A 22,323-nucleotide genomic window follows, 5' to 3' on the forward strand; every position below is an offset into this window, starting at 1 on the left:
GGCGTAGCTTTCCTACTAAAGTAAGTATGCCAGCTATCTATGTCCGTGCTGCGCACCTGCGATTTCTTTTTACTGAGAATGCCACTATTGTCATATGAGGAAGTGTTACAATTGCATTGTAACACCCGCAGTGATCAGCCTTCCTTTGTATCAGCCCTCCGGGAAATATTTACCCATCCGTTATTACAGGAGGCCGTTTTCCTGGCCAGCCCCGCGCTTCATGCAGAAATGATGAAGTGGCTGCCATCCACCGATACTTCCCTGAAACTACCGTTGGCGCTTTACCGTTACCTCCTGAGAATGAGCACCCGCTGCACACCATACGGCTTATTCGCCGGCTGCAGTACCGGCTACATTCATACAGGCCCTACCCAGTTACCAGCCCCTGCCATACATCAGCACCAACCCGTAGCCCGGCTGGACATGGGGTACCTGTCTGAACTGATAAGCGAACTGGCACAATGGCCCGAAATAAGCGGGCAACTGCTTTATTTTCCTAATAGCAGTTTATATCATTCCGGTAACGCCTCCCGCTATTTTGAATACCAGCTGCGCGATAAAAAAAGGCATTACTTCCTCAGTGCCTTCCCGCAAAATGAATATATGGAAGCCCTGCTCGCTGCCGCCGGTAAAGGCGCCAGCATCGCCCGGCTCACCGGCGTACTCACCAACCTGGACATACCGGCGGAGGAAGCCCGCACTTTTATTGAAACACTGATCCGGAGCCAGATCCTCGTAGTAGGATTATCCCCCGAAATTACCGGGAGTAATAACCTGGATGCCCTGATCCGTGAACTGCTGGCATTACATCCCGCGCCCGCCTGTGTTCCTGCTTTGCAACAGGTGCAGCAGCTTTTGCAGCAGCCGGCTAAAGGAGTAAACCGCTACCAGGAAGTTAAAGATATCCTGGCATCGCATTTCCCGGCTATTAATGCCAAAGAGCCGGTACAGGTGGATCTCTTTTTTGAGTCTGGCCCCCGCCTGTCTGCATCCGTTGCCAATACCCTGTTACAGCGACTGGAGCGCCTGCTGGTATTCAGCACTTCCGGCGATGGTGGGGATCTGCAGCGTTTTAAAGAACAGTTCCTTCAAAAATATGATCAGCGCGAAATACCACTGATGATGGCGCTGGACAGCGAATCGGGGATAGGCTACGGCGTGGTATCCGGTGAAGATGCAAGCTATACGCCGCTGATAGATGACCTCGTGATGCCGGCCGGCAAAAAGAACAGCACCATTCACTGGAACGCCCAAACGAAGTTTGTACTGAAGCATTTGCTCGCTTCAAAAGCAGCAGCCACGACAGTCATCTCCCTGGCAGATGCCGACCTGGATGAGCTGGCCACCGGCATGGATAATCCTGAAATGCCTCCGGCGCTTTGTCTCATGGGCTCGCTGATGGCCACTTCATCCGCTGCAATGGATAATGGCGACTTTAAGTTTTTGCTGAAAACATGCCACGGCCCCAATGCCCTCGCCCTGCTGGGCCGCTTTGCCGCCGGGAACAGGGAACTGGAAAACCTCTTACGCGATTTTACAAAGCAAGAACAGTTACTGGAGAAAGATAAAATACTGGCAGAAATTATTCATTTGCCGGAAGGCCGCACGGGGAACGTATTACTACGGCCATCCCTATACGATTATGAAATACCGTTCCTGGGAAAAAGCAGCCTGCCGGAAGCATTCCAGTTACCGGTGAGCGACCTGCTGGTGAGTGTGCGTAACAACAGGGTAGTGTTGCGTTCGCAGCGATGGGGAAAAGAAGTATTGCCCCGGCTGACCAGCGCCCATAACTTCAGCCGTGGCTTATCGACCTATAAATTCCTGTGCGACCTGCAACAGCAGCACGCACTGTCTGTAGAATGGAACTGGGGGATTTTACAGGAAGAACCGTTTCTGCCCAGGGTGGTATACCACGAGGTGATCCTGGCACGGGCACGGTGGTACCTGACCAGCGCGGCTTTTGCTTCACTCATGGAAACCCATTCTGCGGATGAGGCATTGCTGCTGTTAAAAGAGCAACGTCAGCTGCCGGGGCATGTGGTGTTATCGGAAGGGGATAACGACTTGTTGATAGATTTCTCCAGTGCTTTTGGCCGCATGCTGTTGATGGATAAACTGAAGAAAGGAAATGTAGTATTACAGGAGTGTTTGTTTAATGAAACCACCCGCTTATCGGCAAACGAACAGGGCGCTTTTTGCAATGAAATTATTATACCGCTGCGTAATACAGCATGGCAGCCATCCCCTGCATTGCCTGCCACGCAGGTGCCGGCCGGTTTGCAACGCAGCTTTGCTCCCGGCAGCGAATGGATGTATATAAAAATATACTGTGGTCCCAAATGGATGGATAAACTGTTGCTGAAGGTATTGCTGCCCCTCACTGTGAGGTTGCAGTCGTCGCAGGTAACAGACCGCTGGTTCTTCACCCGGTACCAGGATCCGGATCATCATATCCGCATCCGCTTTCACCTGCCTCAATACCGGGAGCACAGCGCCGCCGTAATACAGGAGATAGATGCATTGCTGCTTCCTTATCTTAACAGTGATATTGTACAGAAGATACAGCTGGATACTTATGTGCGGGAGCTGGAGCGGTACGGGCCGGCGCTGATGGAACAAAGCGAGGCTTTCTTTTTTCACGACAGTGAAGCGGTGTTGAGGCTGTTACTTACCATAAGCGGCGCAGAAAACGAGGAACGCTGGCTGCTGGCGCTAAAAGGAGCAGATGAATTATTAAACGGTTTCGGCTATACGCCGCTGATGAAATTGAAATTGTTGCAGCAATTGCAACAGCAGTACTTTGCAGAGCATCATGGAGATGCCTCCCTGCTGCGGCAATTGAACAATAAATACCGGGAGCACCACAGGCAGGTTACGGATGTACTGTCTGATAACGTGAACGATTATACGTTACCGGATGGCGCGCGCGAAATACTTGCAGCGCGGGCGGCTGCATGGAAGGATATCATCCTGGAACTCCGGATCCAACAACCGGCAGCCGTAACAGAATTGCCACCGCATTACCTGCATATGTTCCTGAACCGGATGTTTACGGCCAACGCCCGTTTGCATGAGCTGGTGATTTATCATTACCTGGTGAAGTATTACACTTCCCTGGTAGCCCGGAGCTGATGCCATTCATCCATAAATTACCAATTCCATAAAAAGCCTTATTATTTTTACACGGTAAGTTTACATATCCCCTCATCAATCATTGTAAATAAAGAAAATATGAAAACAAGAGTAGTTCTCCTGGGATGTTTGTCCGTGATGACGCTGTTATCCGTTCAATGCCTGGCCAATAACGGCGACAGCAGCGTTGTTCGGCGTACAGTGGCGGATCCCGGCAATGCAGGGTTGAAACTGCCCGCAGGATTCAAGGCGCAGGCAATAGCGGAAAACCTGGGCGCAGCCCGCCACATAGCGGTCACTCCGCTGGGGGATGTCTATGTAAAAATCCAGACTTCAAAACCGGGAAAAGCAATTGCGGTTATACATGGCAATGACGTAAAAACCTTTGGCACTTACCGCGGTACCGGCATGGTGATCAAAGGGAAATACCTGTATACTTCCTCTGATGAGGACGTATACCGTTATGCCCTGAACGATAAATTTGAAGTGATCAACCCCGAACAACCGGAAAAAATTGTAACGGGATTGATTAACCGCCACCAGCACGAAGCCAAAGCCTTAACGCTGGACAACGACGGGAATATTTACGTGAACATCGGCGCCTACTCCAATTCCTGCCAGGTACAGGACCGCGCAAAAGGTTCCAAAGGCATGGAAGGCTGTCCTATCCGCGATTCGGCGGCAGGTATCTGGCAATTCCGCGCAGATAAGCAAAACCAGACCTATGGCGATGGCAGCCGCTACGCTACCGGCCTGCGTAACGTGGTGGGGCTCGACTGGAATACAACAGATAACCAGTTATTTGTAATGCAACACGGAAGAGACGGACTGTTTGACATGTTCCCGGAATATTACAACCTGCAGCAGGGCAACGAACTACCCGCTGAGTGTATGTATGCTTTGAAGAAAGGAGATGATGCCGGCTGGCCCTATATTTATTACGACGGCCAACAGCAAAAGAAAATACTGTCGCCCGAATATGGTGGCGACGGAAAGAAAACCGGTGGTGAAAACGCCATTGATCCGGTAGTGGCATTTCCTGCGCACATGGCCCCCAACGGTTTGTTGTTCTATACCGGCAGCCAGTTTCCGGCGAAATATAAGAATGGCGCTTTTGTGGCTTTTCATGGTTCCTGGAACCGTCAGAAAGGACAGAAGGGTTATTTCGTAGCATTTGTACCGTTTAAAGATGGGAAACCATCCGGTAAATGGGAGGTTTTTGCAGATGATTTTGCCGGTGTACCGGACATCCAGTCGCCAGGCCAGGCAAAGCACCGCCCCTGCGGATTGGCACAGGGGCCCGATGGTTCCCTGTATGTAACAGATGATGTAAAAGGAACGGTTTATAAGATTACCTACAGTGGTAAATAATGATATTGTATGAAGAGGATCATTTTAACAGGTGTTGCATTCTGTGCAGTGCTTTCTTTTTTATCTGCGCAGACAAAAAAGCCCGGCGCCAATCCTGCGATGGCCCGCGGCAAAAAGGTATATGAGCAATATTGTCTTACCTGCCACCAGGTAGATGGCAGTGGTGTACCGCATTTAAATCCGCCGCTGATTAAAACTACTTTTGTGCTGGGTGATAAACCCACATTGGTACAGGTGATATTAAAGGGCATGCAGTCGTCTGTTCCGATAGATGACGAGTATTATTCCAATAATATGCCGCCGCATAATTTTCTGAAAGACCAGGAAATAGCGGATGTACTGACTTATGTGAGAAATAATTTCGGTAACAAGGCCAGTGCGGTTACTGCTGCGGAAGTAAAAGCCATCAGGGCAAAAAATTAATCCGTAACGGAAAATGAGAGGCCGGGTCAAACGTTGATCCGGCCTCTCTTCATTTTGGTACATGTTACCCGTTTGTCGTAATTTTAAAATATGAAGGTTCTCTGGAACTATTTGAAGCCACACAAGTGGCTGGTCATTTTATCTTTATTACTGGCCGGCGTCAGCCAGGTGCTGGTGATGACGGATCCGTTGATTTTCGGTAAAATCATCGATGACTACGCCGGTAAGGTAAACAGTATGCCCGAAAAGCAACTGGTGAACGGGGTGTTGTTCTGGCTGGGCGTTGCAGTGGTAATTGCTTTGCTGGCACGGCTGGCAAAATCTTTCCAGGAATATTTTCTTCGCCTGGTAGTGCAGAAATTCGGGATGCAGGTATTCAACGATGGGCTCAAACAAACACTCCGGCTGTCGTTTGAGGAATATGAAGAGCAGCGGAGCGGAGAAACACTTGCCGTACTGCAAAAGGTAAGAACAGATACAGAACGTTTTATTACGGCTTTTATCAACATCCTCTTTACTTCCCTGGTGGGTATGGGATTCCTGATCTGGTACGCCATTACCAAACACTGGGCGCTGATACCCGTATTTGTGGTAGGGATTATTTTCCTGGGTGGACTCACCGGCTTGCTCAGCAAGAAAATGAAAACCGTGCAGCGGGCCATTAACCGCGAAACATTGCAGCTCTCCGGCGCCATTACAGAATCATTGCGGAATATAGAACTGGTAAAAAGCCTGGGCTTAACCTTCCCGGAAATAAGGCGGCTGAAAACCTTTACCAAAGAGATCTTTGACCTGGAAATGGAAAAGACCAGGCAGGTAAGAACCTTATCTTTCTTACAGGGTACTACACTTAATATCTTAAAGCAGAGCATCCTGTTTATCCTGCTGTGGCTGATCTTCCGGAATATACTCACCACCGGTGAGCTGATCACCATGCAGTTTATTACCACGGCTATTTTTGTTCCGTTGCAGGATCTGGGGAATATTATTATCCAGTACCGGGAAGCAGAAGCCTCGTTGCAATTGTTTCATAAACTCATGCAACGCCCGGTGGAAGAGCGTCCGGAAGAACCGGTGGAAATCGGCGACCTGCAGCAGATGCGTTTTGAGGATGTGGTGTTCAGGCATAAAACCGCTGCCATCAATGCGATCGACCACATATCGTTTGCCGTGGAAACCGGCGATACCATTGCGTTTGTGGGTCCATCCGGCTCCGGTAAATCTACCCTGGTGAAATTGCTGGTGGGATTGTATAAACCGGTAGAAGGAGAAATATACTTCAATGATGTGCCTTCCGGCGATATCCGGTATAATGCGCTGAGAAGACAGATTGGCTTTGTAACGCAGGACACACAGCTGTTTGCAGGCACCATCAGGGAAAACCTGTTGTTTGTAAAATCCGACGCCACCGATGAGGAAGTGATTGAAGCATTGGAGAAAGCTTCCTGTACCGCCCTGCTGGCACGTTCCGGCAAAGGCATTTATGCCCGGCTGGGTGAAGGCGGCGTAAAATTATCGGGCGGGGAAAAGCAGCGCATCTCTATTGCCCGTGCCTTGATCCGTCATCCCCGTTTGCTGATCTTTGATGAGGCTACTTCCGCACTGGATTCTATTACAGAAGAAGCCATTACCGATACCGTAAGAAGTATTTCCGCCCGCAGGGAACAGATCACCATACTCATTGCGCACCGGTTATCGACCATTATGCATGCCGACCGGATCATTGTGCTGGAAAAAGGAAAGATCGCGGAAACCGGCACGCATGAGGAGCTGGTGGAACATAAGGGATTGTACTATGCCATGTGGCGCCAGCAGATAGGAGAACGGAGAACAGCTGAATTATCTGTAGAAAAGAAGACGCCGGAAGAGGACGAAGAACCGGAATGGGACGCTTTATAATGCCGGCTTAAATTCCCCGGATTACAAGATTGTCTGTTAAATCCTATTTAAACTTATATTTTTGTGCTCCAAATTTGATCGTTCCGTGGGCAAAAAATACTATATAATCGACTTTGACAGCACTTTCACGCAGGTGGAGGCATTGGATGAACTGGCGCGTATATCCCTGCAGGACCATCCGGACAGGGAGCAGATCTATAAAAAAATTGAAGATCTGACCAACCTCGCTATGGAAGGAAAGCTTTCTTTCAGGGAAAGTCTTGCTGCCAGGGTGCAGTTGCTGGAAGCCAATAAGCACCACCTGAAGCTGTTGGTGAAGCATTTGAAAAAGCTGGTGTCTACTTCTTTCTCCAGAAATAAAAACTTTTTTAAGCATCATGCAGAAGATGTATTAATTGTTTCCGGTGGATTCAAAGAGTTTATCACACCAGTGGTGCTGCCGTTTCATATCAAAAAAGAAAATATTTATGCCAACACCTTTTTGTTTAACGACGAAGGGAAGATAGTGGGCTATGATGCGGCAAATCCTCTTTCCAATGAAGGCGGTAAAGTGAAATTGCTACATGAACTGCAGCTCCAGGGCGAAATTCATGGTATTGGCGATGGCTATTCCGACTTTCAGCTGAAGGAGTCCGGGATGATCAAGAAGTTTTACGCCTTTACAGAAAATATCGAGCGTAAATCCGTTACAGAAAAAGCAGATCATATTACACCGAGCCTCGATGAGTTCCTGTATGTGAATAACCTGCCTTCCGCCATCTCCTATCCAAAGAACCGCATCCTTTGCCAGGTAGCGGGCGATGTACCGGAAGCAGCAGTAAAATACCTGAAGAAAGATGGCTTCACCATTAAGCACGCCGGAACAGACGATAAACAGTTATCGGCTGCCGGAATACTGTTGATGGGAGAAGGAGAAAAGATCAGCGCGGAACAACTGAAAAAGGCGACTAAACTGAAAGTGATCGGTTACCTGGGGAATAGTAAAAAACATATCCCGCAGGAACTTTGCACAGAAATGGGGATCGTGATTTTCGATAATATCCGCAAGCCGGAATCCGTGGCGAAAAGAATTGCTAAGTTTATCAACAATGGCGACTCCTTTAAAAGCAGCAACTTCCCCAACATCCAATTGCCGGAAGTAAATAATGCACACCGCTTTATCCACGTTCACCGCAACGTTCCGGGCGTGATGGCAAAAGTAAACCAGGTGCTGGCGGATCATCGTATTAATATTGTTTCACAATTCCTGATGACGAACACCGCTATCGGTTATGTGATTACAGATACCAGCAGTGAATACGATAAAAAGATATTGAAAGAACTGAAGAAGATTAAAGATACTATCAGCTTCCGGGTGTTGTATTGAGGAAGTTGCGTTGTTATATAAAGAGGCTGTATCAAATTACTTTTGATACAGCCTCTTCTTGTTTTAACCCTGTACTGCTTTCTCCGCCAATTTTCCACAGTTGCCGTTATATTCCAGTGAAAGCTTCGTCAACTGTGCGGCCCATACAATAAACTTCGCCAGTATTTCTGCTGCTACTATGCCGGTTGCCAACGTAAAAGCTCTTGTAAGGATAGCAGTCAGGCCAAACCAACCCGCCGAGACTATAAGGAATTTTAAAATGGGCCATAGAACCTTTTCACGATGCATTTCTGTTATAATACCCAGCCCGGAAGCAACGGAGATCGTAGTGCCGACTAAAGCGGTGATTTTTGCCAACAGCTTTGCATTCCTGACAACAAGATTGAAAATTTTAGTGGGAATCTGGTTGTAGGGCGAGAAAACCGGAAGCGGAAGGAATATGCCCAAAAATTTAACGGAGATGGCGAAGGTAAAAGTTATCCACCAGATAGTACAGTCAGTTACTTCTCCTATTGGACGGTCATAAATAAGTGTGTCTCCACGAAGGTCGTGGTATATGATCTTTGTTCTTCCATTTTCGTCTGTTCTTGTATAAACTTTCCGGAGATTTTCATTCTCTGAGAGCATTCCTTCTGCCTGTGCATATGCTTTTTCAAATACTTCCCGGAAAGCATTTTGTTTTTCTTCATCCAGCTTCCAGAAACTAACCAGGTCTGTAAATGTTTTTTCCTTATGAACAGCAGAGGATAGTTCAGGCTGAACAGCAGGTTTTATGACTGTTGGAGGAGGAAGGGGTTTTTCTTCCACGTTGTTAAAGTAGCTGGAATTGATAGGCATAGAAACACCTAACTGGGCTTTTCTGTCTGCCAGCTCAAGGGTAGTTGTTGCCATCATGTTGGCGGCATCGCCCAATAGTTGAACAGTATGGCCCATTGAATCCATCGGTGGAGTAGTGGTGAAATCGAAGTTGGCTACCAGTCTTGGATCGGTAATCACATCATTCAGTATCCATTGACGTAGTTCTGCCTGATCCAGGCAATCTTTCCATAAACGAACGTTTTGAAAGTAACCGGTGAAGCCAATTCCGCCTAATATCAATCTTCCCTGGGCAACATTCGCTACACCGCCGGGAAAATATTCAGCTGTTTGCAGGTTCCCGTTTACGTAGAGGCTCATCATTTTTGTATCGCCGTTATAGGAAACGGCAAAATGATAGAAACGTCCTTCCGTGATTTGTTCCTTGGAATAGATGGCCTGTCCATCTGAATTCCGTTTTGCAATGATGCGCTGGTTGAGTTTATCGTACTGAATATAGTATTGCCAATGCAAATCTTTTTCAAAGGCTACGAGTACCGCCAAATCCGCTGTGGAGGAGGGATTGAACCAGCCCTCAATGGTATATGGGTGATAGCCACCGAAATTATAATCCGGATAGACACCGCAATCAATAGCGCCATTTTCTGTTACCCCTACCGAAGGGATACTGTAAACATAACTGGGTGGAGGCGTACTGTAGGAGATCTCAATAGCATTACCGGAACGGTCTTCAGTTGGCATTTCCGTGAAGTCTGTCCATAAAACGAGATCAGTTGTTCTTGCCGGAGGGGGAACAATAGCCAGTGCGTCTTCCACGATTTCAAAAACGCTGCGGGCCGATTTCCAAATGGCTACACGTGCCATTTGCCCATTGAAGAATTTCTGGTACCCGGTTGAGGTCTGGGTTTTTCCAACGCCGATATAGGTATGAAGCGGTATGGCCTGGTAAGGAACTCCCTGTACTGCGGTACTACCTGCTTCCACTCCATCCTGGTATAGCGTGATCAATTGCCTGTCACTATCAAAAGTAACTGCCACCTGGTGCCATTCCTGTAGTGATAGCAGCGTTGTAGATGTTACATGGAACCACTTCTGGTTATTATTCAGCGCCTCGAAATACAGGTACCCGCCGGAAATGGAGAAGTTGAAATAAACGCCGGTACCCATTGATGCATTGCAAAGAATGGTCCCTGTTGGTGTTGTTGAAAGGATCGTTGCTTCGAAAGTAAACGACTTCATGTTGTTAAGGAGGCCGGATGGGAAATGAGCATACGAAGTCCCATTGAATTGAAGTGCGCTATATCCCCAGCGCATTGTTAATCCGAGATTCATAAGTGTATTTTTTGGTCCTACTCTGTTATGGTTTTTCGGTTCCACCCCCTGCTTATTGTCAAGCCTGGCCGACCTGTTTTTTTCTGTGCTGGCAGCTGCACATTCTTCTTCACAAAAGTCTATTGATCTGCCGGCCTGGATAAGAGTGTAAATGAGTGTTTCTGAAAACGGGTATAAATACCTGTTTAGGGATATATAGCGGGTATTTATATCTGCCTGGTGCGCCATGTGCTAAAACGTTTTTTCCGTATCGCGTAAACCTTTTTCCCGAATCCGTAACCTCGCCCGGTGTATCGTAATTAATTTTGCGCCTGAATTTCTAAACTGAATTAACCGACCTATATGTTTTCATTTATCAACCGGATAACGGTGTACTTATGCTTTCTATGTGCTGTTTGCTTTTCCATAAATGTATCCGCTGTTACTGAGCCTTTATCTGCTATTAAGGGTTTGGTAGTCACGTCAGACGGTACGCCGGCGGCTTATGTAGCGGTACAGATCAAAGAAAAAAACCGTGGCACACTTACCAATGAAAAAGGAGAGTTTGTATTCAAAAAGCTGATGCCAGGAAAATATACTTTGCAGGTAATGCTGATCGGGTATAAAACAATGTCGCAGGAAATAACTGTAGAACAGGATCAGATTGTGCAGATAAAACTGCAATTGGAAGCTTCCGATAAACAATTGAAGGAAGTAATTGTGAGTGGCGCAAGAAACCGGTATAAGAACGACAGTCTTTCCGGATCACTGCGATTGAGAACGCCCATCCTCGAGGTGCCGCAGAATATCCAGGTAATATCTGCCAATGTAATTGCCGACCAGCAGGCATTTGACCTGGTGGATGGTATTACCCGTAATGTAAGCGGGGCCACACGTGTGGGGCATTGGGATAATCAGTATGCGAATATCAGGATGCGTGGTTCCAAGATCCCTGCTTTCCGAAATGGCATGAACATAGAAGCCAGCTGGGGACCTACCGCAGAAGATGCCGCTATGATTGACCGGGTTGAGTTTGTGAAAGGGCCGGCAGGCTTTATGCTGGCAGGTGGCGAGCCCGGTGGCTTTTACAACGTGGTTACCAAAAAGCCTACGGGTGTTACCAAAGGAGCTGCCAGCATCAGCATGGGTAGTTTCAGCACTTACCGCGCGGCCCTCGACTTTGATGGTAAACTGAGTAAAGATGGTAAACTGCTGTACCGTTTGAATGTGGCCGGTCAGCAGAAGGATTACTATACCAAATACAACTTCAACAACCGTTACCTGTTTGCGCCGGTATTAAAATACCTGGTAGATGACCGTACTTCTGTTACGCTGGAATATACTTACCAGGGATCAACGTACCTGGCGAATGGGAACTATGTTTTCTCCAAAATTAAATTGCTGGATGAAGGTATCTCCAATGATTTCTTTTATGGTGATCCCTCCCTCACGCCGGGCAAATTGAAGGATCATAGTGTATACCTGTATTTCGATCATAAGATGAATGATAAATGGGAAGCACATGCGCAGGTAGCTTATTTCAACTTCGGCATGGAGGCAAACAGTATCTGGGCTTCCAATATAGATAGCGCGGGAAATATGGGCAGAACTTTCAGTGTGGCGGATGAAGCGGGGGAAAACCGTTTTGCGCAGGCGTCCATTTCCGGCGAAGAGTATACCGGTACGGTGCGTCACAGGATTCTGGCGGGTGTGGATATGGGGAATAAAAAGTTTTGGGGAGATTTCAGATCATTGGCCAATATTGATATGGTAGGCGATAAGAAATTCAATGTATATAACCCTGTATACAGTATTCCTATTGGTACCCTGCCCACGATAGACCGCAGCCAGAGTGTAAAAACAAGAGCGGGCGGCAGTAACTATGTAAGCTCCGTAAACTACACCTCTGCCTATATACAGGATGAACTGGGATTTTTTAACAACAAGCTGCGTTTGTCGCTCGCAGGTCGCTTTACTTACGCAGAAACTGTTGGCAAAACCAAAGCACTGGCCATAAAGGATAATGTATTTACGCCCCGTGTTGGTTTGAGTTACTCTATAGATAAATCTACTACGATCTATGGTTTGTTTGATCAGTCGTTTGTACCTGTGCCAGGTGCTGACTCCAACCAGAACGCATTTAAACCTATTAAAGGAGTAGATGTAGAAGCTGGTGTGAAGAAAGAATGGTTTGAAGGAAGATGGGTGGCATCTGCCACTGTGTATCGCATCGCCAGGCAAAACTCGCTTGTAAGCCTGAATATGAAAGACAGTCGTGGTGCTGATGTACAGGAGCAACTCGGAGAAACGCTTACCAAAGGTGTGGAAATTGACATTGCCGGGGAAATACTACCGGGTTTGAATGCCACGTTGAACTATGCTTATACCGATTCAAAGATCTCCAAAGAATCACCGACAGCCACTACAAAAACAGTAGGTAATATAACGCCTAATACAGCTACGCATATTACCAATGCCTGGCTGAACTACCGCATCGGTAAAGGTGTGTTGAACGGATTTGGTGTAACGGGCGGTATCCAGTGGATGGCCGACCGCTACGTAGGAAGCGCCACAAAGGTGTTCAGCATTCCAAACTACTTCCGTACAGATGCCGGTTTAAATTACGTTAAAGGAAAGTATAGTGTTGCAGTACTGGTGAATAACCTGCTGGATAATCAGCGGTTGCTTACTGCTGCTTCTATTCCTACTACTTCCACCGGGTTTTACAATTATATAGTAGAGGCGCGCCGCAATTTCAGGATGACGATCGGTTACCGCTTTTAATATCTTACTAAAATAAAAAAACAAAAGGTGTACTATCAACGGTACACCTTTTGTTTTTATTCATTTACCAATACAATTTTACCTATGTGTTCACTGCTGCCCATCAGCCGGTGCGCTTCTGCGGCTTCTTTAAACGGAAAGGTGGCGTATACCACCGGCAGGAATTTTTTCGCTGCTATCAGCGGCCATACGTGTTGGAGGATATCGGTGGCCAATGCTTTTTTATAACTGTATTCCCTGCTCCGGAGCGTACTACCGGTAATGGTTATACGCTTTTGCATCACCGTGGAAATATTTACTTCCGCCAGGTTGCCTTCCATTGAGTTGATATATACCAGCCGCCCTTCGGGGTTAAGGATAGCAAGATTTTTACCGAGATATTTCCCACCCACCATGTCCAGTATCACATCTATTCCTGTTGTGGCGAGTGCTTTCTCAAAATCCTGTTTTTTGTAATTGATATATTGTGTGGCGCCCAGCCTGATACAGGCTTCCCCTTTTTCTTCCGTACCCACTGTTACCCATACTTTATTGTTTAATGCGTGTGCCAGTTGTATGGCGGTAATGCCAATGCCGCTGGAACCTCCGTGAATCAGCAGGGTTTCGCCCGGCGTTAGTTTTCCGCGTTGAAAAACATTGCTCCATACGGTGAAAACAGTTTCGGGCAAACTGGCCGCTTCGGCAAAGCTGAGCCCTTCGGGAACAGGGAGGCATTGCCCTTCTTTTACGGTCACATATTCCGCATAGCCACCTCCCGCCAGTAACGCGCATACTTTGTCGCCGGGCGACCACATGGTAACGCCTTCGCCACCACTCACCACGGTGCCGGCCACCTCCAGCCCGGGAATATCTGCCGGCACGCCCGGAGGCGCCGGGTACCTGCCTTCGCGTTGCGACAAGTCCGCCCGGTTAAGACCGGCTGCATGTACTTTAATCAGCACTTCTTCCTGTCCGGGTACCGGCGCCGGATATTCCTGTAGCTGCAATACTTCCGGACCCCCCGGTTTGGTAATAACGACGGCTTTCATGATGAATGATTTTATCAAAAATCGGTGTTTCTTCCGGATTATGTTTATTTTATCCGGAGTTTGAATGCAGATATGAAGAAACGATACCTAAGTCGCAAATGACCCGTATAATGTCGCGTTAGTACCTCGTGAGAACGGCAGGATTATGCTAATTTTCAGAAAGAATTCAGCGATATGAAAACAGTAAGCGACATCGATCAGTATATCGCCGGTTTTCCGGAGGAAACCCAGGCGCTGCTGCAGCAAATGAGGGCGGCTATCAGGAAAATTGTACCTGAAGCAGGAGAGAAAATCGGTTATGGTATTCCAACTTTTACTTTGAACGGCAACCTCGTTCATTTTGCAGGATATAAACATCACATCGGCTTTTACCCTGGCGCCTCCGGCATTAAAGCATTTGAAAAAGAGCTTTCCGTTTATAAGAATTCCAAAGGCGCCGTTCAGTTTCCATTGGACCATCCTCTCCCTATTTCTTTAATCAATAAAATAGTAAAGTTCAGGGTGAAAGAAAGCCTGGCAAAAAATGCCGCCAGGCATACTGCTGCACCGGGAGATCTTTTTGCCTCTCTCTCCGCACCCGCGCGCCGCGCATTGGAAAGTAAAGGCATTACAACTATACAGCGGCTTTCCAAATTCAGCGAAGCGGCTATACTGGCGCTTCATGGAATGGGAAAAAGCTCATTGCCAAAGTTGCGCAATGCGCTGAAAGAAAAGGGGCTGTCGTTTAAGGCGGAGTAAGGAAGCGCTTTTTATGCAGACTGGAGGAAGCTGCTTAGTTCTTCCACTGTTTGCTTAGCTGTTCTGCCTACGCCGATAAGTGTGGCAGAAGCAAAGCCCGTCCATGATCCATAGCCGGTTAACCAGAGGCCGGTAATACCTGTTGCTTTTGTTCCGTTTGTTTTAATCCTGCCATCCGTTTGTATTATTCCCAATGGAGCCAGATGCGCCAATGCTGGCCGGAATCCTGTACAAAAAATAACGGCATCCACGGCTTCCTGTTGGCCTGTATTCCATGCAATTCCATCGGGGTAGAAATGATCGAATGCGGGGAGGAAATGTTGATATACGCCTCTTTCCCTGGCTTCTTTTACAGGAGGCACCATTACAATATGCCCCAGCGAAGGAGGCTGGTAATCCCTGCCTTGTTGTTTGGCCTGGTATAGCTGAGTGGCCGCATCAAAGAGATATTTGCCGTCAATATCATCCGGTAAAAATTCGGGTGGCTGCCGCGTGATCCACAGGGTATATGCTACTTTGGAAACCTCCGCCAGGATTTGCGCGCCGGAGTTGCCTTCTCCTGTAATGGCCACGCGTTTCCCTGAAAAATTTTCCGGTTCCCGGTACTGTGAAGAGTGAAGTACAGTACCCTTAAACAAAGCGCTTCCGGGAATATCCGGAATGAAGGGATTGGCATAGCTGCCGGTAGCGCTTACAATAGCTTTTGCGTAATAATAGCCGGCGGTGGTGGTTAAAACAAAAGTATCTTCCTTTTTCACTACTGATGTAACCTTTACGGGTCTTGCCACCGGGAATTTATACCGCGATTCATACTCCTGTAAATAGGTGATGGTTTCCGCGCGGCTGGGGTAATGATGCTGACCTCCCGGCATGAAAACACCTGGAAGGGAGCTCCATTGCGCGGGGGAGAACAGGGAAAGAGATTTCCAGGTGTACTGCCAGCTGCCGCCCGGAAGGGGCGCCGCATCCAGCATGATATATTTCAGCGTGGTCCGGCGGAGATAATATGCCACGGATAAAGCGCTTTGTCCGCCGCCAATGATGATTACGTCGTATATGGTTTGCCTTTCATCTGTCATAATAAATTGCTTTCGTCGACTTTATATTTCCCAACAATAGTAGCATCTAAATTAACCATTTTGGTATTCCCAATTGTGGCGCCAGGCGTATTTGCGTTAGGGCCTATTACAGGATAACCCGGACTATATTTATAGAAAAGATAGGGATAAGCCGGAGATAAGCCGTATCTCTATAGGTACGGGTTATCTATGGCTTATATACGGGTTATATACGGCTTATCTACGGCTTATCCTATAATGGGCCTACTCACGGCGCAGCATTACAGGTACCTGGTAATGATACAGGATTAGCATGATGGCCTCTTATTTAAGCCTTCTGATGGGAAATGGATATCAGGCATTGGCTAAAAAAGAAAACCCACTCACGGAGCGGGTTTTCTTTCAGACCAGGAGGGCCTGCAACTAATGCTTAACAAACTTATAAGTATGATTTATCTGTGCTGATCTGACTTTTAAGTAATAGGTGCCCGGTATCAGTTCAGCAATGCTAATAGACATACCCAATGCCGTTTTCATACGCTGACCATCATTATCATACACCTCAAGATGGGCGTTGTTATTTAGTCCCCTGATATAGAGCCTGGCGCCAACCGGGTTCGGATACAGCGAAATACCCTGTTTTGTGCCCTTCAGCTGGTTGGGCGTTTCCGGCCCTGCCAGGACATTGATACGCATATTGTTCAGCCCCGGTGATGGTTCGCCAAACAATTCGATCTCCGACAACTGGAGCATTGTTCCGGTGTTATTTGACAGATTCAATCTATAAAAAGCATACCCCGTATTATTGTTAATGTTGAAAATTCTTGTTTGGTTACGATAGGGAAAATCTTCATTGGAACGGCTATCAATAGTGGTCCAACTGCTTCCATCTGCCGACCCCTGTAACGTCCAGTTCATAGGATCCCGCTCCGGGGCGTCATTTGCTGAAGTGATCCTATAGCTTTTCACTACATAGCCGGATGGCGCCTGGTATTGGATCCAGGCGGAAGGGTTAAATGTCAGGTATTTGGTGTTACGATTGTTATCGGTCAGGTTTGTATATTCTTCTCCTGCCGGAGAACCCGTTTGATATTGAGCGGTTAATATCCCGCCCAGATCTGTAATATCTGTTCCCAGGCTATCACTGGCATCAACGGGTGGAAGCCCGTTTTTTTCACGCAGCAATTGAAAAAGATGATCCGGCCGCACCACGATATGATTTGAATCGAGCGAGTTCATGACGTTCTTAAAATTTGTAGGCTTCACATCCTGCCAGGGTTGCGCCTGTATAATCATGAACCTCGGCGATGCTCCATCCCATCCTGCGGAAGCAGCGGCAATGGCATCCTTCATGGCTTGTTCCCCGGTGCAATAGTTACAGGAGAGCGGCATTCCCGGCAAGGTTTGGTTATAGATGCTAAGGGGGCCGCCCGTATTCTGTGCGGTTAATCCAAGTAATGATGGGGCATAGGTGGCAAAGCTCTCACCCACATTTTGATTGATGCCACCTGTAATCGTGTTCCAGATGGTAACCACCCGGAACCCTGCCCGTTTGTTGTAATCCTCGGTTTTAGCAACAAATTGGTTGAGTGTATTTTGATTGGGGAAATTATTAGGGTAGGCGTAACCGTATCCCGAGGGGCCTGAAATCAGGTTGTCGTTGTTAGTGGAAGTTTGATGATAGAAGTTTAACGCTCCCGGCATGGCGTCCACCATTGCGGGGGACAAAGTCCATCCAATAGGAACCGAGCCCCGGTCAGGATTGTTCCAGAGCTTGCGCATCAGGTGCTCCACATATTGTAAGTTATCCCCGTCGCTTAATATAAACGCCACGTAAATTTTGTTCTTTAGTGCTGGTTTTGGAGGTATCGGTTTAACGTTGACGGTTCTGGGCATACCGCTATGAACCGTTAAATTGGTGGCATAATCACTGGCAACAGTGGCTATACCATAGCTGGATGCCCTGGTTATACCTGAACCTTCTTCCGGCCACCAACCCATGAAGGAGGCTCCTGCCGGCATGGAGGATAAAAAGCTGTTTAGCAGTTCACTTTCACCCGCTACCCGCGGATCTAACCAAATTACTGCGGCGCCCAGGGCAGTGGCGTATTCCCGCAGGGAACCCTGATGCACTTCCGGACTTAATCCTATTAACACCCGGTGATCCAGCGTTGGCCAATAGGTGTTATATAAAGTTTGGTATACCTGCAGGTTGCTGGTGAACTGGCCACGCAAATCGAGCAATACCGGAAGGTTATAAGGGGCGCCTGTTAAGCGTGATAATAACGATGGTGAGGCAATGAGCGCCTTTTTATTTTTTGCAAGCATGGTTGCCAGGTTTACTGTGGCTGACTGCGCCGGATCGTAAACGATCAGGCCGGATACCTCGCTGCGGTATTTGGTGATAAGCTCCCACCTGTCGGTATGTTCGGTCCAGGTTAAACCTAAAGACTGCATCCAGGTATACGGTCCTTCTGCAAAGGCATCGCCTTCATAGGAAAAGAGACGTGGCTGTGTGCTGTTAACGATGCCTTTCAGGGAGGCAAATAAATAGGTTTCGGCGGTGGCATTATCCTGCTGCACGCCTACCCAGTCGACTTTTATATATGCCCCTCCTCTCCAGAATACACGCAGTTCAATAGCGTGACTGTCGGCCGGCATCGTGAAAGGCAATTTGAAACTTGTGTAATCGGACGCTATGGGGAATTGCTGACGGGTAATTGCCTTAAACGCAAGGATCGCACCGGTGGTGGCATCCCTTACATCGATATCCACTATAGAATCATTGTTGGCGGTATTATTATCTGTTTTCATTCTAAACTCCGCAATATTGGCTCCCGCTGTAACGCTGTTATCATAAGGTCCGTAAATCATATGTTCATTCGCCGCATCGATTCCAACCTGGCAAAGCCAGCCATCGGTTTCCAGGCGCCCGGTATGATGACTGAGAGCGGGGCCTTCCCCTTCCCAGCGCCAGGACCGTTGAGACGTTCCGTTATTGTAAAACAGATCCAGGTTACTGGCTGTTGCCGGAAACGTTGGCAGCAACTGACCAGCAGGCCATGTTATCTGGGCCGTGGAAGGCATCATCAACAATAGTAATAGAGGAATGAGCATTGCAGCCCGGGTTAAAGAGGACTTGATTTTGTGGGTCATCGTGGATAGAATTTGGGTCATAGAATAAGAATGTGCCTATTAAGGGTTTAAAGCGCTTACGGGTTCTCACGGGTTCTCATAAAACAAAATGCCTGTGCAGTACTTACATAAAATAGGCAATTAAATCAGATTTTTTTAATTTTTATTATTGACGGTTACGGCAATAAACAGAAGTGAGGGGGCGGGCGTATGGAAGGATGGTTAGTCTTTAAATCTGGTTTAAAAAGTTACTTAACGATTGCTCTGTTTGCAGACCTATCTTTTTTCTTATCCTATACCGGCTTACTTCCACACCGCGAACCGTGATGTTCAGCAATTGCGCCATTTCTTTTGTTGTGAGGTTAAGCTTAATATAAGTGCATACTTTTAAATCGGAATTGGTAAGCTGCGGATATTGCTTTTTCAGTTTATTCAGAAAGCCATCATTTAACTCATCAAAGTGAGCAGCAAATACTTCCCAGTTGGCATTGTTTTTTTCAGTGTCCTTGATCAGGTCAGTGATACTTTTAATATCGTTGTTATTAGTGGTATCATTGTTAAGACGCGAAACTTTTTCTTTTATTTTTGTTAAGGTATCGTCTTTTTCCATCAGGTGCATACTTGCATTCGCCAATTCTTTTTTCTGGATAAAAACTTCCTGTTCTAATTTTTCATTTTGAAGCTTGATTATTTCTTTCTCATTCTTTTCCAATTCCAGGTGGTGGATGTATTTCAGTCTTTTTTGTTCTTCTTCAAATTTTTTCTGTTGTGAGAGGAATTTATTCTTTTGATGTTTGTTCATCATAAATAACAGACCAGCGAAAATGGAGATATAGCAGAGTATTGCCCAGATAGTTTTATACCACGGGGCATTGATGACAAAACTGTAAGAAACAACCGGGGATTCGTTATTCTGGTTGTCCCGGGCTTTTATTTTAAAAGTATATTCCCCGTTTGACAGGTTGGTATAGTCTTTTTCCGTTTTAGCATCCCAGGGCGACCAGTCATTGTCGTAGCCTTCCAGTTGATAGCTATATTCAATATTCTTCTGGAATTCATATGATGGCGAGCTGTATTCAAAATGAAACGCATTGTAAGCTGATGGCAATTGCAATACCTGTTTGTCTGTGCCGCCATAGCCGCCAAAGATGGTGCTGTCAGTTTTACCAATAGCTTTTACCAGTCCTAAGAAAACGGTCAGCCCGGGCTTTACGGAAGAATATTTTTGATAATCAAGATGAATTAATCCTCTTTCTGAGCCAATAAAAACGTTTTCCTTATTATAAGGATAGATGTTTTCAAATTTTGGCAGGAGCTGCCCGGTTAGCTCCGGAAAATAAGTGACCTTAGGGGTGCTGACAGCATCCGCTGTAGAAAAATGCGCAACCCCTGTACCTTTTTCGTTGCAGAACCAGATGTTGCCTTCTTTGTCTTCTGTCAGATAACGTACTTTCATTCTCCCAAAAACATCTGAAAGAAACGGGGAAGGAGAAAATTTATTTGTTTGGGGATTAAACTCGTAGAGTCCGCGGGCCGTAGCAAAGATGATTTGATTTTTTATCTTGAAAACAAAATTATTTAAGGTAGAAGGTAAGCCATCATTGAGGGTGTATAAACGGGCGGTGTATTTTTTCTTGTCCTGAGAAAGACTAAAGCGATAGATACCGCGGTAGGGATGGGAGGCCCACACATCCCCGTTATGGTCCAATGCCATAAAACGATAGGAATCATTCATGCCGTCCATCTTTCCTTCGTCCCTGAAATCATTGCCTTCGTACCGGAGCCGTTTCAGGCCATAATAGGTACCTACTATGATATCCTGTGCCGGATAAACCGAAGACAGGGGGAGGAAATACCAGCTACCTGCGCCTCCCGAAAGCAGCCGGGCTTCGTTTCCCTGTATTTCATAGCTTCCATTGTCGTTGCCAAGCAACAAATGTCCATTCACTTCGTTGAGGTTCCATGCCTCCCGGTTTTCTGTATTTTTTACCAGGGAGAAATCATTTTTTGTAACATGGTTCCCATTATTTGCCAAAGGGGCGCTATACAGTCCGTTGGAGGTAGCAACAAACAGCTTGTCATTTAGTATCCGGGTTGAATAGCCGGGCAGGTTGTTTGTTTTACCGATCTGGAGGTACCTGATGGCGGAATTGTAATTAATATAACTAATCCCGCTGTTCAACCCGGTCCATAAGTTTTTACCGGCGTCCATAAAAACGCTCAACGCATTGTTATTCTGGAGTCCTTGTTCGTCGGAGAAGCTTTCCCACGTATCCTTTTTTATATTTACCACCAGGCAGCCGGCAGAGGAGGTAGCTATAATAAATTCATCCTCACTTATTTTAGCGGCAGAATTGATGTAGAGATTATTTTGCCTGTTATTGCTTTGTAAAGTTATCAGGTTGTTATGTAACAGGAAGATGCCATTTGTCCGGGTAACAATGAAGATACTGTCTTTGCCCATCTGGAACATACCGGCAATAAGCACTCCGGCCAGTTTTTTACCATCCGTTACCGGGGTCCATTGATTGTCGTTTAGTTGTAGTAACCCTGTAACACGATCTGAAGCATAGATGCTTTCACCGGCACGTTCTATGAAAAGCCATTGTGAATTGGCCATATAAGTATGAACGTTCTTTTCGTCATACTCGAAGATGCGGTCGTCGGCCTGGAAGAAAATCCGGTTGCCCAGGATGGCAATATGCCATATATCTGCAAATTTTTTATATTGTTCCGGGATTTTATTATTTAAGGAGGTATATGTGAGCATACCATTGGGCCCGGGAGAAAAATACCCTATTTCATCCTGGCCGCCAACGTAAATTTTCCCGTTATCACTAACTGCAAGTGACCACATCACCGTATTATTAGGCAGCGGATAAAGTTTCCAATGGCTGCCATCAAACCTCAGTAAGCCTTCATTATTGGCAAAATACATTACTCCCTGTTTATCTTGTCCTATGCCCCAGTTCTGGCTACCTCCGTTGTAATTAAACTTGGTGTAGTTGATAACAGCAGGAATGCCGATGCCATTTTGGGCATATGCAGCGGTGCCGCTCACCAAAAACAGCCCAAAGGAAAACAGGATATTAAGCAGCATCTTATTCATATTTCAAGCCCCCGCATAACAGATGTAGTAGTATTGTAGTAGTTGGTTTTGCCCTAAAAATAGGGAATTACGCGATAAGATGTAGTAGTGTAGTAGGGTTTTCTTAACATTTTCTACCGGGCTAACCTACATTTGATTTTCCACGATTCA

Annotated in this window: 12 protein-coding genes; 7 read left to right on the forward strand and 5 right to left on the reverse strand. The window is 46.7% G+C overall.

Translation table 11 applies throughout. From position 1 onward, the window contains the following. The first annotated feature begins 39 nt into the window (after positions 1–39). From PV783_RS08065 to PV783_RS08085, 5 genes are all read left to right on the forward strand, one after another. On the forward strand, positions 40–3,135 hold the full coding sequence (locus PV783_RS08065) for a lantibiotic dehydratase (protein ID WP_420987638.1): 3,096 nt from the start codon (positions 40–42) through the stop codon (positions 3,133–3,135). Positions 3,136–3,234: 99 nt separating this feature from the next. Continuing rightward, a complete protein-coding gene (locus PV783_RS08070; protein ID WP_420987639.1) occupies positions 3,235–4,506 on the forward strand; it encodes a PQQ-dependent sugar dehydrogenase in 1,272 nt (423 codons plus the stop codon). Positions 4,507–4,515: 9 nt separating this feature from the next. Beyond that, a complete protein-coding gene (locus tag PV783_RS08075) occupies positions 4,516–4,929 on the forward strand; it encodes a c-type cytochrome (protein WP_420987640.1) in 414 nt (137 codons plus the stop codon). A 90-nt stretch (positions 4,930–5,019) separates the two neighbouring features. Beyond that, on the forward strand, positions 5,020–6,828 hold the full coding sequence (locus PV783_RS08080; RefSeq protein WP_420987641.1) for an ABC transporter ATP-binding protein: 1,809 nt from the start codon (positions 5,020–5,022) through the stop codon (positions 6,826–6,828). Between the two features lie 61 nt (positions 6,829–6,889). Further along, positions 6,890–8,194: an HAD-IB family phosphatase gene (locus tag PV783_RS08085; RefSeq protein WP_420987642.1), complete on the forward strand. Its 1,305-nt coding sequence runs from the start codon at positions 6,890–6,892 to the stop codon at positions 8,192–8,194. A gap of 63 nt (positions 8,195–8,257) precedes the next feature. On the opposite strand, the gene PV783_RS08090 is transcribed toward PV783_RS08085, so the two are convergent. Beyond that, positions 8,258–10,342 carry a LamG domain-containing protein gene (locus PV783_RS08090; RefSeq protein WP_420987643.1) on the reverse strand — a complete coding sequence of 695 codons (2,085 nt, stop codon included), beginning with the start codon at positions 10,340–10,342 and terminating at the stop codon, positions 8,258–8,260. A gap of 342 nt (positions 10,343–10,684) precedes the next feature. Here PV783_RS08090 and PV783_RS08095 point away from each other — a divergent pair, with 342 nt between their 5' ends. After that, positions 10,685–13,105, forward strand: coding sequence for a TonB-dependent siderophore receptor (locus PV783_RS08095; protein ID WP_420987644.1), 2,421 nt, complete (start codon positions 10,685–10,687; stop codon positions 13,103–13,105). Positions 13,106–13,161: 56 nt separating this feature from the next. On the opposite strand, the gene PV783_RS08100 is transcribed toward PV783_RS08095, so the two are convergent. Then, positions 13,162–14,133: an NAD(P)H-quinone oxidoreductase gene (locus tag PV783_RS08100; protein WP_420987645.1), complete on the reverse strand. Its 972-nt coding sequence runs from the start codon at positions 14,131–14,133 to the stop codon at positions 13,162–13,164. 174 nt (positions 14,134–14,307) lie between these two features. On the opposite strand from PV783_RS08100, the gene PV783_RS08105 reads away from it, so the two are divergent. Beyond that, complete coding sequence (locus PV783_RS08105) at positions 14,308–14,871, forward strand: DUF1801 domain-containing protein (protein WP_420987646.1); 564 nt, start codon at positions 14,308–14,310, stop codon at positions 14,869–14,871. Between the two features lie 11 nt (positions 14,872–14,882). Here the strand turns inward: PV783_RS08105 and PV783_RS08110 are convergent, their stop codons facing one another. The 3 genes from PV783_RS08110 to PV783_RS08120 all read right to left on the reverse strand — a co-directional run bounded on the left by PV783_RS08110 (position 14,883) and on the right by PV783_RS08120 (position 22,164). Then, entirely contained in the window at positions 14,883–15,950 is a 1,068-nt protein-coding gene (locus PV783_RS08110; RefSeq protein WP_420987647.1) for an ArsO family NAD(P)H-dependent flavin-containing monooxygenase, read from the reverse strand. A gap of 402 nt (positions 15,951–16,352) precedes the next feature. Next, on the reverse strand, positions 16,353–19,046 hold the full coding sequence (locus PV783_RS08115) for a T9SS type A sorting domain-containing protein (RefSeq protein WP_420987648.1): 2,694 nt from the start codon (positions 19,044–19,046) through the stop codon (positions 16,353–16,355). A gap of 247 nt (positions 19,047–19,293) precedes the next feature. Next, on the reverse strand, positions 19,294–22,164 hold the full coding sequence (locus PV783_RS08120) for a ligand-binding sensor domain-containing protein (protein WP_420987649.1): 2,871 nt from the start codon (positions 22,162–22,164) through the stop codon (positions 19,294–19,296). Between the last annotated feature and the right edge of the window lie 159 nt (positions 22,165–22,323).

The sequence above is a fragment of the Chitinophaga sp. CC14 genome (assembly GCF_048957795.1).
Classification (GTDB): domain Bacteria; phylum Bacteroidota; class Bacteroidia; order Chitinophagales; family Chitinophagaceae; genus Chitinophaga; species Chitinophaga ginsengisegetis.